The sequence below is a fragment of the Roseomonas sp. BN140053 genome (assembly GCF_047690175.1).
Taxonomy (GTDB): domain Bacteria; phylum Pseudomonadota; class Alphaproteobacteria; order Acetobacterales; family Acetobacteraceae; genus Roseomonas.
In genome coordinates, this window is the sequence record NZ_JBLLEB010000064.1 from 1 (window position 1) to 11,571 (window position 11,571).

Annotated in this window: 17 protein-coding genes; 14 read left to right on the forward strand and 3 right to left on the reverse strand. The window is 69.0% G+C overall.

The features are described from left to right. Positions 1-60: 60 nt before the first annotated feature. The 3 genes from ACLIBK_RS24760 to ACLIBK_RS24770 are packed head-to-tail and all read right to left on the reverse strand — an operon-like array spanning position 61 to position 814. Positions 61-291, reverse strand: a complete 231-nt coding sequence (locus ACLIBK_RS24760) for a transcriptional regulator (RefSeq protein WP_415389974.1) — start codon at positions 289-291, stop codon at positions 61-63. Beyond that, positions 288-650, reverse strand: coding sequence for a hypothetical protein (locus ACLIBK_RS24765; RefSeq protein ID WP_415389975.1), 363 nt, complete (start codon positions 648-650; stop codon positions 288-290). The genes ACLIBK_RS24760 and ACLIBK_RS24765 overlap by 4 nt, the downstream gene beginning before the upstream one ends. Next, positions 650-814 (reverse strand): ribbon-helix-helix protein, CopG family, encoded by a 165-nt coding sequence (locus tag ACLIBK_RS24770; protein WP_415389976.1) that lies wholly within the window; start codon positions 812-814, stop codon positions 650-652. The genes ACLIBK_RS24765 and ACLIBK_RS24770 overlap by 1 nt, the downstream gene beginning before the upstream one ends. Positions 815-941: 127 nt before the next feature. On the opposite strand from ACLIBK_RS24770, the gene ACLIBK_RS24775 reads away from it, so the two are divergent. From ACLIBK_RS24775 to ACLIBK_RS24840, 14 genes are all read left to right on the forward strand, one after another. Further along, positions 942-1,382, forward strand: a complete 441-nt coding sequence (locus tag ACLIBK_RS24775) for a hypothetical protein (protein ID WP_415389977.1) — start codon at positions 942-944, stop codon at positions 1,380-1,382. Further along, positions 1,379-1,792, forward strand: a complete 414-nt coding sequence (locus ACLIBK_RS24780) for a hypothetical protein (RefSeq protein WP_415389978.1) — start codon at positions 1,379-1,381, stop codon at positions 1,790-1,792. Before ACLIBK_RS24775 ends, ACLIBK_RS24780 begins: the two co-directional genes overlap by 4 nt. 579 nt (positions 1,793-2,371) lie before the next feature. Further along, complete coding sequence (locus tag ACLIBK_RS24785) at positions 2,372-3,025, forward strand: hypothetical protein (protein ID WP_415389979.1); 654 nt, start codon at positions 2,372-2,374, stop codon at positions 3,023-3,025. A gap of 161 nt (positions 3,026-3,186) precedes the next feature. Further along, the gene (locus ACLIBK_RS24790; protein ID WP_415389980.1) at positions 3,187-3,402 is read left to right on the forward strand and encodes a helix-turn-helix transcriptional regulator; all 216 of its coding nucleotides are present in this window, start codon (positions 3,187-3,189) and stop codon (positions 3,400-3,402) included. A 148-nt stretch (positions 3,403-3,550) separates the two neighbouring features. Next, entirely contained in the window at positions 3,551-3,757 is a 207-nt protein-coding gene (locus ACLIBK_RS24795) for a hypothetical protein (RefSeq protein ID WP_415389981.1), read from the forward strand. Continuing rightward, on the forward strand, positions 3,757-4,299 hold the full coding sequence (locus ACLIBK_RS24800) for a hypothetical protein (protein ID WP_415389982.1): 543 nt from the start codon (positions 3,757-3,759) through the stop codon (positions 4,297-4,299). The genes ACLIBK_RS24795 and ACLIBK_RS24800 overlap by 1 nt, the downstream gene beginning before the upstream one ends. Continuing rightward, positions 4,296-5,312 carry a hypothetical protein gene (locus ACLIBK_RS24805; RefSeq protein ID WP_415389983.1) on the forward strand — a complete coding sequence of 339 codons (1,017 nt, stop codon included), beginning with the start codon at positions 4,296-4,298 and terminating at the stop codon, positions 5,310-5,312. The genes ACLIBK_RS24800 and ACLIBK_RS24805 overlap by 4 nt, the downstream gene beginning before the upstream one ends. After that, a complete protein-coding gene (locus tag ACLIBK_RS24810; RefSeq protein WP_415389984.1) occupies positions 5,312-6,811 on the forward strand; it encodes a DUF3631 domain-containing protein in 1,500 nt (499 codons plus the stop codon). Before ACLIBK_RS24805 ends, ACLIBK_RS24810 begins: the two co-directional genes overlap by 1 nt. Further along, complete coding sequence (locus tag ACLIBK_RS24815) at positions 6,808-7,134, forward strand: hypothetical protein (protein ID WP_415389985.1); 327 nt, start codon at positions 6,808-6,810, stop codon at positions 7,132-7,134. The genes ACLIBK_RS24810 and ACLIBK_RS24815 overlap by 4 nt, the downstream gene beginning before the upstream one ends. After that, the gene (locus tag ACLIBK_RS24820; RefSeq protein ID WP_415389986.1) at positions 7,131-7,505 is read left to right on the forward strand and encodes a hypothetical protein; all 375 of its coding nucleotides are present in this window, start codon (positions 7,131-7,133) and stop codon (positions 7,503-7,505) included. The genes ACLIBK_RS24815 and ACLIBK_RS24820 overlap by 4 nt, the downstream gene beginning before the upstream one ends. Positions 7,506-7,564: 59 nt before the next feature. After that, positions 7,565-7,849, forward strand: coding sequence for a hypothetical protein (locus ACLIBK_RS24825; protein ID WP_415389987.1), 285 nt, complete (start codon positions 7,565-7,567; stop codon positions 7,847-7,849). An 18-nt stretch (positions 7,850-7,867) separates the two neighbouring features. Continuing rightward, positions 7,868-9,973 (forward strand): phage tail tip lysozyme, encoded by a 2,106-nt coding sequence (locus ACLIBK_RS24830; protein ID WP_415389988.1) that lies wholly within the window; start codon positions 7,868-7,870, stop codon positions 9,971-9,973. 26 nt (positions 9,974-9,999) lie between these two features. Then, positions 10,000-10,362 (forward strand): hypothetical protein, encoded by a 363-nt coding sequence (locus tag ACLIBK_RS24835; RefSeq protein ID WP_415389989.1) that lies wholly within the window; start codon positions 10,000-10,002, stop codon positions 10,360-10,362. A gap of 13 nt (positions 10,363-10,375) precedes the next feature. Next, a complete protein-coding gene (locus tag ACLIBK_RS24840; RefSeq protein WP_415389990.1) occupies positions 10,376-11,353 on the forward strand; it encodes a hypothetical protein in 978 nt (325 codons plus the stop codon). Positions 11,354-11,571: the final 218 nt, after the last annotated feature.

An 11,571-nucleotide genomic window follows, 5' to 3' on the forward strand; every position in this document is an offset into this window, starting at 1 on the left:
CTGCAACGCCCAATGCGGTGAACTGCTGGAGCCAGCGTCCATCGCGGTCTCGATCGGAACTCACGCCGCTCGCTCCCGCAGCCGGACGCCGCCGCCGCCGTTTTCTGGAATGAACTCGACGCCGGCGGCTTCCAGCGCTGCGCGGATCGCGGCCACGTTCGTCTGACGTGTCCGGCGCACCCCTCTCTCGAAATGTCGAACTGTTAAGCTGCTGACGTCCGATCGAACTCCCGCCCGCTGGTAGGTCCAGCCGAGGAGCCTGCGCGCTTCGCGGCACTGCTCAGGGGTCATTGTGCGCTGTCCACCAGTTTTCGCGCGACCCGTCGGAACAGCCACCCTCTGGGGCCTGATACGCCCATGATGGCAGCTCGTAGCGCCCGAAGCTTTGTCTCAGCTTCGATCCGCGCCAAGCCAGCGTCTAGTGTGTAAGCACGCGCCGCCTTGAGATCCTTTTCCAAGGTGGCAATACGCTCAGCGCTCGTTCTCTCGGACTGCTTTTCCTTCTTCTGCAGTTCCCAAAGCTGTCCTTTGACTTCGTCCAACTCACGGCCAAGACGGGCAACTTCAGTTTCCTGGTCGCCCTGCTCTGGACAGGACCCGGACACTTCCTGATGCGTCGCCTGGGGGAGCCGGGCTTCTGTCCTTTGCATCACGCGTCCGAGGCTGGGGCGAGAAAGCCTTTCTCCACCAGCCAAGCGCGTAGGATGCGCTCGACCAGATAGGAAACGCTGCGATCCTCGGTGGTGGCAGCCCGGGTGATCGCTTCCTTCGTGTCATCGTTGACGCGGAACGACAGGACAGCCGCCTTCGCCATCTCTTACAACCTCTTACAAAAGGCTTGACCGCCTCTAGACGTTGTAAGAGGGTGTGAGCGGCCGAGCAAGGAGTTGCGACCTCCATGCCCGGCCTGACCACAACCCGCTGATGGAGGTCAGCAAACCATGGCTACTCACGCCCATAGCACAGCCACGCCCAGAAGAGAGCGCACCGCCACCGCTATCCTCGACAGAAGAGCCCGCCTGCTCCGCCAGCGCGCCGACCTCGCAGCAGTTATCGAGCGCGCGCTTGCTCTGCTGGACCGCATCGACGGCGATCCGGACCTGGAGCCGGATGACGACGGCGAGGAGGACAACCAGGACTGCTGCGCCGCGGCCGACGACGATCCCGTGTCGCAGCCCTGCCGGCAGTTCCGGAACCACTACGGCGCCGGAGACCCGGACGACACCGAGGCCAGCGCCCAGCCGGCCACCCTCGCCCCCTTCGTCCGGCGCGCCACCGCGGCCCGTGCCACCTCGGCCGAGCAACGCTCCGCTTACCGCGCCACCGGCGCCCAGGTGCCGCGCGAGCTGCGCCGCTGCCTGCTGGGGAGGGTCGGCGCGTGAGAAGATCGTCCTCCCGCCGTAGCATCGTGGCGGCCGCAGCTGCGCTGGCGCCTGCCGCAACTGCCGCACAGCCTGTCGCGCACCCCGACGCCGAGCTGTTCCGGCTGCGCGACCTGTGCATGGATCTTCACCGCGCCACGGACGCCGATACGGAGTTGACCGACACCATACCGTACGGTCCCAGGCGCGAGGCGCTTTGGCAGAGCATCCACGCCAGGGTGAGCCTGTGGCACGAGGCGAAGGCCCGGCTGGCACAACTGCCAGCGCGGACACTCGATGGGCTGCGCGCTAAAGCTGCGGTGCTACGGACCATCGTAGACCCGGGCGAATGCAACAACCCGCATCCCGACGATGAACTGGCGTGGTCGCTGTGCCGCGACCTGCTGGGCCTGAATGGCGGTTCCGCGTGACCGCCCCGCATAGCCCTTGCCTAATGCGGCCGCCCTTCAACTTGGCCCGCTGGCAGCCTGCTGCCGTACTGACGCCCCAAGCGTTGCTCAAGCCATTGCGCCGTCCGCCTACTGGCAGCAGCTTCCTCCTGGGTCCTCTGCACAACCCTCTCCCACGCCGGAGCGCAGTGGGGCACGTCTCGCCTGATCTCGACCAGAAGCGCGACTTGTCGGTCCAGTCGCGCGACTACGCTCTCGGCGTACTTCCAAGCCCGTGCCAGGGATGCATCTGCTTCAGTCATCCTGAAATCGATAGACCCCTGCTATGGAGACCGGAACAAACTGGCGGTTGCGGCGGGTTCGCCTGGGTCGCGCTGCTGATAGCGACCGAGGTTTGCGGCAGGTGGAACGATGACCCCGCCCAGCCGGCAGTGCAGGCGCGTGGCAGGCACAACCTGGTGAGCACCCCTATTCCCGTGCGCGTCACCCGTCGGTCGGCTACACTGCCGGACGGCGGGGCTAGGATGGCCCCCGAAAACCAGCACTCCGCGCTGGCTGCCCCGCCACTACCCTGCGGATTGCGCTGCGGAGGCGCTGACGATGAGCGACGACGGAGAAAGCTCTCAGCCTACCAGCGAGCACGAGCCCATCGACTGGGAAAGCAATATCCGTCGCTACCACCAGTTGGCCAAGAAGACGCAAAATCCGATGTACGCGTGGCTGGCGCTAGAAGCGCGCTTCCATTCGGAGCTCGGCGTCTTACGCGAGAACCCAATCGGAGAAGAGTTCTCCATTCCTGGCTGGGTGGCGGAGTACCTCTTGCAGGTGCTTGCGGGCTTGATGCCGTTGTCAGCCGGTGTGGATTTGAGCAAGGAGCCACCGGCAAGCAATCACCCGCCGATCGATCCCCGCGAGTTCGCGAACATCTGGGAGATGATCAAGACGCCTGCTGCGAAGCGGTACGCCGAAGCCATGAAGATCAGTTACACGCAAGCACTGACAATGGTTCCGGCAGCCCTGGGCTTCACGCGCGATGGCGGCTGGAATGCGTTCGCCTCCCTCGAAGCGACCACGCAGAAGATGCACCAGGCACGATTTTACGAGGAGGCACGCGAGCAGGGCATTCCTGCAAAGGTGGCGCTACATGCAATCGGCAGCGTGATCGGCGTGGACGATCCGTCGCACATGCTTCGTCGGATCCGCGAAGGGCGGAAACTGCTGGACGACGAGGAAGTGGCGAAGCCAGAGGGGTAGGTTTCGCCATGGTGGAGCCGGCGGGGTCGGTCCTACCATGGCGGCACAAGGATGCGTGGTTTCGCCACGCCTTAGCTGTTCCTCGGTCTGACTTCTTGCAGCTATTGGAATGTCCCGGCGACGCATGGCGTGTCGCGCGACTAAGGGACAGGCCGTCAACGATGGACACCAAGCGGTATCTCGATGAAGCAACTGCGTCGCAGTTGCTCAACATCTCGCCCCGCACCCTGCAGCGCTGGCGTGGTGAAGGCGGCGGCCCCGCATTCATCCGGGCCGGTGCCCGCCGGGTGCTGTACGACGCCGCGGAGATTGAGCGCTGGGCCAGTGCCCGGACGTTCCCGCACCGCGCGGCCGAACTTGCGAAGATCGCCGCCTAGCAAAAACCCGCCACGGCTGTGAGGCCATGACGGGCTGCGAGAGAAACCACGCTACTGACTACGCGAACACCTACGACAGTTCGCATATAGCGTTCCTCTCGCTGCTGCGCCAGACCTTTCCGCCGGGCATTTCTCCTGGAGAAGCCCGATGCTCAAGAACCGAGATAACAGGCCAGGGGACGCACGCTGCGCCCTGGTGCGCCTGGTGCATATCCCCGCGCTGGCCGACGCCGACGGCGTGCCCCGCGTGGCACTGGAGATGCCGCCTGTAGACGGCCGCCGTGCTGCGCTGCGCGTGTTCGGCAGCCTCGCTGCCGCCGTTGCTTTCAAGTCGCAGATTGAGGGAGCTCGCTGATGCTGGGCGTTGTCCCCAGAGCGGCCGACCTCCTGGTGCTGAACCAGCCGGCGCAGCTCTCAGCCGTGATTGAAAAGATGCGCGGCGGGCCGATCGCCTTCGCCGTGCCGCTGATTGCTGCGGCGCTGGCGGGTGACCTGCGCGTCCTGGTGCTATCGCCCGGCGGCCGGGCGCCCGTCCGGCTGCTGGATCACGCCTGCCCGCCAACGGTGGTGGTGCTGGGTGGCGACCCGGGCCCTCGGGTGCTGACGCCTGGCCCCGAGGCTTTCCCGCAGGCACGGCGCCTGCTGGCTTGGTCGGCATACACGATGCTGCACGCCTCGGGCGGTCAGGAAGAGCATTACTCGGCTGTGGTGGAAGCCGCGCGCCTGGTCCGGCGCGTCCTGCTGGTGGAGACAGCAACGGACCAAGAGGACGCTTGGCGCGAGCTGCTGCAGGCCGAGACCGATCGGCGTGGCGGCGCGGGGCGGCACCTCCCATCGCTGATCATCAGCGCCCGAGATCGCGGCGGCGTCCACCCGGTGAAGGAGGGCAGCCGATGAGCGAGCTGCATTACCCCGATGGCCTGACCCGCATCACCACCCGCGGCCCCCGGCTGTGCAAGACGATCCACGCCGACGGCACCACCGAGGGCTATGGCTTGGCGAAGCACGTCGACCTGGTGCCGGTGCTGGCGCCGGATCGGGCGACCCTGCTGCTGCTGTTGAGCGAGCTGCGAGGCCGGGAGCGGCAAGGGCTGCTGCGCGGCGCTATCGCCCAGCCCTGGCACCGCCATAACGTCCGCCGGCTGATGCACCGTGACCCTGAGACGGGCGATGAGCCGACCATTCTGGACGTGCCGCGGAGTTGGGTGGCGCTGGACTGCGACGGCATCCCTGCCCCGGCCGGCACCGACCCTCGCGACCTCGCCGAATGCGGCACCATCGCTCGCGGCATGCTGCCGGCGGCCTTCCACGCCGCCGCCTGCGTGGTGCAGGCGACCGCCAGTCACGGCATCAAGCCCGGACTGCGCCTGCGGCTCTGGTTCCACCTGGAGCGCCCGCTGATTGGCGCGATGTGCCAGCGGTGGTTGCGCGACGTGCCGGGTTTGGATCGCTCGACACTGCGGGCCGCTCAGGTCTGCTACACGGCCGCCCCGGTGTTCGTGGGCATGGCCGACCCGCTGCCGACACGGCTGGCCGAGCTGCCGGGCGAGGAGCGAGTGCCCTGCCCTGCGCCGGAGCAGCTGATGCCGCCCCCTCGACCCGAGCCGAACCCTGCGGCTCTGACGCGCGGCGCTGGAGGTGGTGACCGCTACGCCTGGGCCGCTCTCACCCGGGCCTGCACGAACATCGCAACCGCGCCCGTCGACAGCCGGCACCCTACCGCCGTGTCCGAAGCCTGGAGCCTTGCCCGTTTGGTCGTGGCCGGACTGCTCACCGGCGACGAGGTGGTGCGGGCGGTCGACGGCGCACTGCAGCAGGCCGGCAAGCCGGCCGGGGAAGGCTCCGCCATCGCCGCCTGGGCAGTGGCGCAGCGGACCGACAGCGGCGCTGCATCGAAAGGGAGCCGCTGATGGATGGCATGACGCCTCCGGAGCGGGACCGCGCCGCCGATGCGCTGGAGATTGCCCGCCTCGCCGCACTGGACCTGCTGGACTACGACCGCGAGCGCGCCGCCGCGGCCGAACGCCTGGGCTGCCGCACCTCTACGCTGGACGAGCAGGTAAAGGCGGCTCGCCCGCAGCCTGGGGCTGCCACTGGCCGCGGCGTGAATTTGGCCGAGGTCGAGCCCTGGCCGGAACGGGCGCAAGCCGCCGAGCTGCTGACGGACCTGTCGGCCGCGATCCGCCGGCACGTCATCCTGCCTGCCACCACCGCCGATGCCGTGGCCCTCTGGATCGCCCATACGTGGGTTTACGACCGCTTCCAGCACACGCCCCGCCTGAGTGTGACCAGCCCCACCAAGCGTTGCGGCAAGTCCACGCTGCTGGACCTACTGCGCGCCCTGTCCTGCCGGCCGCTCAAGGCGGACAGCATCTCCGCTTCGGGGGTGTTTCGCACCGTCGAAGCGCTGGCCCCGCTCACGCTGCTGATCGATGAAGCCGACACCTTCCTCGGGGACAACGAGGAACTGCGCGGCATCCTGAACAGCGGCTTCGAGAAGTCGGGGCAGGTGATCCGCGTGGTGGAGGTGAAGGACGAATGGCAACCCATCCGGTTTGCCACCTTCGCGCCAGTCGCACTGGCCGGCATCGGCGCCCTGCCTGGCACGCTGGAGGATCGGGCGCTCCCCGTGGTTCTGCAGCGCAAGGCGGCCTCTGAGACCGTTACGCGGCTGCGCGAGCCCGGCGCCCGCGACCGCCTGCACGACCTGGCGCGAAAGCTGGCGCGCTGGGCCGGTGATCGCCGCGGGCACCTCCCTGCTGATCCGAATATGCCCGCCGCCCTGGGCGACCGCGAAGCCGACGTGTCGGTGCCGCTGGTGGCGATCGCCGACGATGCCGGCGGTGCCTGGCCGGCCCTGGCCCGCAAGGCACTGCTGGACGTGTTCGGCGTCCGGACGGCCGAAGAAGGCACCCTGGAGGTCGGTGCTCTGCTCCTCACCGATATCCGTTCGATCTTCGCCGCGGCCGGGACCGACCGGATGGCCAGCGAGGATATCACCCGCTCGCTGGTGGACATGGAAGGGCGGCCCTGGCCCGAGTGGAAGGCCAGCAAGCCCATGTCCAAGAACCAGCTCGCCCGCGCGCTGAAGCCGTTCGGGATCTGGCCCGCGTCCATCCGCCTCCGCGATGGTACCACACCCAAAGGCTACTACGCCGACAGCTTCCGGGCGGCATGGTCGCGATATCTGCCTCCGCCGCCCCAAACCGCGGTTTCAAACCGCCACAACGCGACGCGTCGCGGAAATCCGCCAGAAAACCGCGCGAGCGAAGTGCAACAGGCGCAAATGCGTGGCGGTTTGGAAAACGGCAGTTTTCCGCAGAATTCTGCCACTTGTTGCAGTGTGGCGGTTCCAGCGGGGGTGGCTGGGGAAGAAGGGTCTTCTGAGGGGTGGGAGGACACCCTTTGAGCGCCGCCGCCACCCTCCGCCAGGCCGAGGCCGCTGGGGTGCAGCTGCACCTCGACGCCGCGGGGCAGGTGCGGGTGCGGAGCGCCACCCGCCCTCCGCCGGCACTGCTGACCGCGCTGCGCCAGCACCGCGACGAGGTGGCGCACCTGCTGACGCTGCGGACGGCTCTGGTGCACCTCGACCACGACGCGGCTGAGGCCGATGCGATGGCCGAGCACTACCTCGCGCCGGCAGAGCTCGCGCCGCCAGCACCGCAGCGGCGGGACGCCGTCGATGAGTGGCTTGCCCTCCCGGCCAGCAACTACGGCGGGATGAGCCGTTGAGCAGTGAAAGCGACAGCGCACGACTGCAGCGCATCCTCGCCACACTGCCCCCCGATGACGCGCTGTTCCTGGCGCAGAAGGTGGAGCCGGCGTCGCTGGCCCGTGCACGGCGGCTGAACGAGCGTGACGAGGTAATCCGGTCGACCCGCGCTTTCCTGCCCGGGCTACTGGCCGAGGCTCAGGCCCGCACCCTGGCGCAAGACCTGTTCCGCTTTCTCGCGACTGACTGGACCAATCGCACCGACAACGCGGGGGACAGCTACCGCGACAAACTGCGGCGCATCGCGACGCTGAACGACGGCAAGTCCATCAAGGCGCGTCAGATCCTCAACATCTTTCACCACTCGCGCGGCTGCACGTACAGCAGCTAAATAGACACGCACTTTCAGTGCTTTAGGGCCAATCTCCTGTCATCGCAGGAGCCGCCTCTATGGTCCGCATCACCGATCTCCTCAGCCTTCCGCCGTGTTCCGCGCTCGCCCGCCTTGGCGTCGAGCGTACTGCCCTTTTCAGCACCGTGGGCACGCTGGCGCGCCGTCGCGAGAGCTACCTGCTGGCTGACGGCTCCGACGCGATCATCCGCGAAATCGACGCCGAAACTGACCGGCTGCACCTCGCCATGGAACGCCTCGACGCCGCCGAGCGCGAAGTGCTGCGCCGTGAGCCGCGGGCCGCCTCCCTCACCACCATGCCGCGCGCCGTGGCCGTCGGCTGAGCCCAGGAACGCCCACACATGGCCACCGCCTCCGCTGGGACGCTGTCCCTCACCCTCAGCGCGAACGACCGCATCACCGCGCCGCTGCAGCGCCTCACCGCCACGGCGCAGCGGATGTCGCGGGGCTTTGCCGCCATGGCCGAGCGCATGACGGCGCCGACCCGCAGCATGGAGCGCCTGGGGCAGTCCGCCCAAGCGGTAACCCGGAACCTGACGGCCATCGCACCGCCCCTGGCAGCCCTCAGCGCGGCCGGCACGGTGGCGGGCATCGCCCGGCTGACGCAGAGCTTCGGTGCTTTCGGTGGGCAGCTGACCCGCGACGCCAGCCGGGTACGCACGACCACCGCGAACCTCCATGCCTTGCAGGGCGCCGCGATCCTGACTGGGTCCTCGGCTGAGGCCATGACGCAGGGGCTGGAGGGGCTGGGCGATGCCCTCACCGATGCGGCCGGCGGGCGCGACAACCAAGCGCTGCAGTATTTCGCCCTGCTGAAAGTCGCGATCCGCGACGGCGTGACCGGCCAAGCCCGCACCGCGGCCGAGGTGCTGCCCGAGGTCGCCGACCAGCTGGCCAGGATCGGCGACCCGGCCTTGCGCGCTCGGGTGATGGGGGCGCTTCGCATCCCGGCCACGCTGATGCCAACGGTGGAGCGGGGATCGCGGGCCCTGGCTGCGGCGACCGTAGAGGCACGGCGCTATGGGGCCGTCACCGACAACGGCGCGGCCATCGGCGCCCGGTTCGAGCAGTCCATGCAGCGCATCTCGCTGGCGAGCAGCGGCTTTGGCAACACCATTGCCCAGGCGGTGGCCCCGTCGCTGGGCGAGCTCACCGACCGCCTGTCGCGCTGGCTCGCCACGAACCGCGTGCCGATCGGCCAGGGCATCGAGGACGCGGTGAAGCGCCTGACCGTCAACATCAACGAGTTTGCGGACAGCGGCGGCTTCGAGCGGCTGGGGACCGGCGCCCTGGCTTTCGGCAAGAACGTGGAGCGCGTAGTCGGCTGGATGGGCGGCTGGGGGAACGCGGCGACCGCGCTGGGCGCGATCCTGACGGCCCGTCTCGTCGCACCACTGGCGACCATGACGGCCAGTCTAGTTCGCCTCGTGGCCTTCCGCCCGCCCGTGTGGATGCTGCGGCTTCTCGGGGTCGGTGGGCTGGCCCTCGGCGTGGGCGAAGGGCTCCGGAAATACCGCGAGCAGCGCGATCAGACCGGCGAAAGGCAGCGCGAGCAGGAGCAGAACTTTGCTCGGCGTGGAGCCTTGCCGGGCTTCTACAGTGGCCCAGCCGAGGAGCCAGAAGGGCTGACCGGCAACGACATGTACACTTTCGCCGACCGGCTCGCGATGCGGATCGGCACCATGCTCCGCCCCGAGGCACGCACCGGTCTGCTACCCGGTGGCGAGACGCGCCGCGCCGCGCAACACGACGTGGGAGGCGGCGGCGACGGTCCGAACCAGGTGACAGCGAGACACCGAGAGGCCTTCGATTACTTCCGCGGCCGTGGATGGAGCGACGAGGCTGCGGCCGGGATCGTGGCCAACTTTCACCACGAGAGCGGGGTGCGGCACGACGGCCCGTGGGGTGACGGCGGCAACTCGGGCGGCATGGGGCAGTGGGACGCCACCCGCCGCGCCTCGTTCGAGCGCTGGTCCGGCACCCCGTTCCGCCAGAGCACCCGGCAGCAGCAGCTCGACTTCACCCACTACGAGCTGACCGAGGGACCGGATCGCGGCGCGCGCCGGGCTGGTGAGGCCTTGCGCAGCGCTGGCTCAGCGCGAGAGGCCGCTAGCGCCTTCTCCCGCCTCTCTGAGCGGCCAGCGGGTGGCCTCGGGGAAGCCATATCCCGCGGCAACACCGCCGAGCGCATGCTGCCCGAACTGCGGCGTCCTTCACCGCCCGCGCCGACCACGGTCGCCCCCGGCGCGCCGGCGCCGTCCGACCTGGGCGAGCGGCCGATGGCGAACCCCTCGCTGCCTGGGCAGCAGTCCGCCCGTCAGCCTGCGCAGCAGGTGGAATTCAAAGTCAGCTGGAATGGTCCGGTCCCCGATGGCGCCCGCGTCACCGCCCGCGGCCCCAACGGCGAGGTCAGGGTCGAGCGCGCCATGGTCGGCGCCTTCGGCTGAGCACGTCTCCCAAGCAAGGAAACACCATGCCCACCAAGCAATCCCCAGCCGCACCGTCGCACGTCATGAACAAGCGCACGGCCTACAGCTACGGCCTCGCGCCGAAGCCCCGCACCGCCGCCGAGGGGCTGGAGGTGTTCAAGCCGGCCGCGCAGGCGAAGGCATCGCCCGCCAAGCCCAAGCCCGCTGCCGCGGCGCGCACGGCCAGCACGCAAAAGCCGGCGGCATCGGGCGCCACCTTCGCGCACCTCAACGAGGGCGCCGCCCAGCGCCTCGTCGCTGCCGCGCGGGCGCTGCACGCGAAGCCGGCCAAGGCTGCGGAGGCCGACCGCGCCAACACCGCTGAGGCCGTAGCCTTCATCCTCAACGCCGGCCGCCGCAACCGCTGAAAGGAAGCACGCCATGAAGCTGGACGAGATCCTCGCGCTGCACCCCGTGGGCGCCAACGCCGCCACGCTACGGACAGCCATCGCCCAGGCGGAGGCCACGCGCTCCGACCTGCTGGCGCGCGCGGCCGAACTGGACCGCACCCGCGAGCGCGGGCTGCTGACCCAGGAGGAGAAGGCGATCCTGAAGGCCGAGGCCGACGCGGCTTCCGCCCGGCTCGCCGCTAACCGGATCGTCGCGCTGCTGCCGCGCATGCAGGCCGACCTGCACGGGGCCACCGGCCGCGAAACGCTGGCCGTGCTGCGGGCCGAAGCTGCGGAGGTGATGGCAGTGCTCAATGAGGAAGGGATGAGCGAGCTCTTCCTCTCTCTGCGGGCCACCTTCCGCGCCAACGTCGCCGCAGCCTACCTGCGGCAAGACGTGCGCGACGCCGGGCCGCTCGGTATCGAAGAGCCTGCCGACTTCGCCCGAGACTTCGCCCCCTGGGCACGTTCCGCCGTCGTCAATGCGGCAAAGTCGTACCTCTTCACAGCAATAGTGGAGCCGCACCAGGAAGGGGTCGTGGTGTCGGTCGATCAGCTGCGCGCCGTGATCATCGAGCCCCACCCCAGCGGTCTCACCAACATCCCGCCGCTTCTCCTGGAGGGGCGCGGAACACTGCGGCTACCGCTGTCGGAGGCTGAGGCCCTGTACCAGCGCGGCTACGTCACCAGCCCCACAACGGGCGAGGAGAAGCGGGACGCTCCGGACGTCGCGCCGCAGGCCGGGGTGACGATCAGCTACGGCACCGGCCCCCGCCGCTCCCTCGAGAGCACGTCGGTCCTCTCCGTGCGCGACTATCTCGAACCCGAGCGCGAAGCCTTGGCCAAGTACGACGCTAAGCTGGAAGCCGAGAAGGCGAAGGAGGAGCGGCGCGGCGGTGTAGGGGATCGCGAGGGGCGGCTGCCGGTGCGGGTCCAGGGTGTCGAGCCACCCGCGTATTCGGCCTGGTAGCGGCTCGCGCCAGCCAGGGCGAAGGACTGAGGGGGCTGGGAGGGGTAGCCCACCCCTACCCCCCCGGTCTGGGTCCTTCCAGAGGCACCCCCCTCTTGGAGTGCGCCCCTCCTGGTGGACGGCTTGGGCGAAATGGATTGACCTCTCTGGCTGGGCTTCCGGAGGATGGAAGTCATGGCACGGCACCGTTCCCACAGTGTCGCATTCAAGCGGCAGGT

Excerpts from the sequence above, each read along its gene's own strand:
- ACLIBK_RS24760 (WP_415389974.1), bottom strand. The coding sequence starts at position 291 with ATGACCCCTGAGCAGTGCCGCGAAGCGCGCAGGCTCCTCGGCTGGACC.
- ACLIBK_RS24765 (WP_415389975.1), bottom strand. The coding sequence starts at position 650 with ATGCAAAGGACAGAAGCCCGGCTCCCCCAGGCGACGCATCAGGAAGTG.
- ACLIBK_RS24770 (WP_415389976.1), bottom strand. The coding sequence starts at position 814 with ATGGCGAAGGCGGCTGTCCTGTCGTTCCGCGTCAACGATGACACGAAG.
- ACLIBK_RS24775 (WP_415389977.1), top strand. The coding sequence starts at position 942 with ATGGCTACTCACGCCCATAGCACAGCCACGCCCAGAAGAGAGCGCACC.
- ACLIBK_RS24785 (WP_415389979.1), top strand. The coding sequence starts at position 2,372 with ATGAGCGACGACGGAGAAAGCTCTCAGCCTACCAGCGAGCACGAGCCC.
- ACLIBK_RS24790 (WP_415389980.1), top strand. The coding sequence starts at position 3,187 with ATGGACACCAAGCGGTATCTCGATGAAGCAACTGCGTCGCAGTTGCTC.
- ACLIBK_RS24795 (WP_415389981.1), top strand. The coding sequence starts at position 3,551 with ATGCTCAAGAACCGAGATAACAGGCCAGGGGACGCACGCTGCGCCCTG.
- ACLIBK_RS24800 (WP_415389982.1), top strand. The coding sequence starts at position 3,757 with ATGCTGGGCGTTGTCCCCAGAGCGGCCGACCTCCTGGTGCTGAACCAG.
- ACLIBK_RS24805 (WP_415389983.1), top strand. The coding sequence starts at position 4,296 with ATGAGCGAGCTGCATTACCCCGATGGCCTGACCCGCATCACCACCCGC.
- ACLIBK_RS24810 (WP_415389984.1), top strand. The coding sequence starts at position 5,312 with ATGGATGGCATGACGCCTCCGGAGCGGGACCGCGCCGCCGATGCGCTG.
- ACLIBK_RS24825 (WP_415389987.1), top strand. The coding sequence starts at position 7,565 with ATGGTCCGCATCACCGATCTCCTCAGCCTTCCGCCGTGTTCCGCGCTC.
- ACLIBK_RS24830 (WP_415389988.1), top strand. The coding sequence starts at position 7,868 with ATGGCCACCGCCTCCGCTGGGACGCTGTCCCTCACCCTCAGCGCGAAC.
- ACLIBK_RS24835 (WP_415389989.1), top strand. The coding sequence starts at position 10,000 with ATGCCCACCAAGCAATCCCCAGCCGCACCGTCGCACGTCATGAACAAG.
- ACLIBK_RS24840 (WP_415389990.1), top strand. The coding sequence starts at position 10,376 with ATGAAGCTGGACGAGATCCTCGCGCTGCACCCCGTGGGCGCCAACGCC.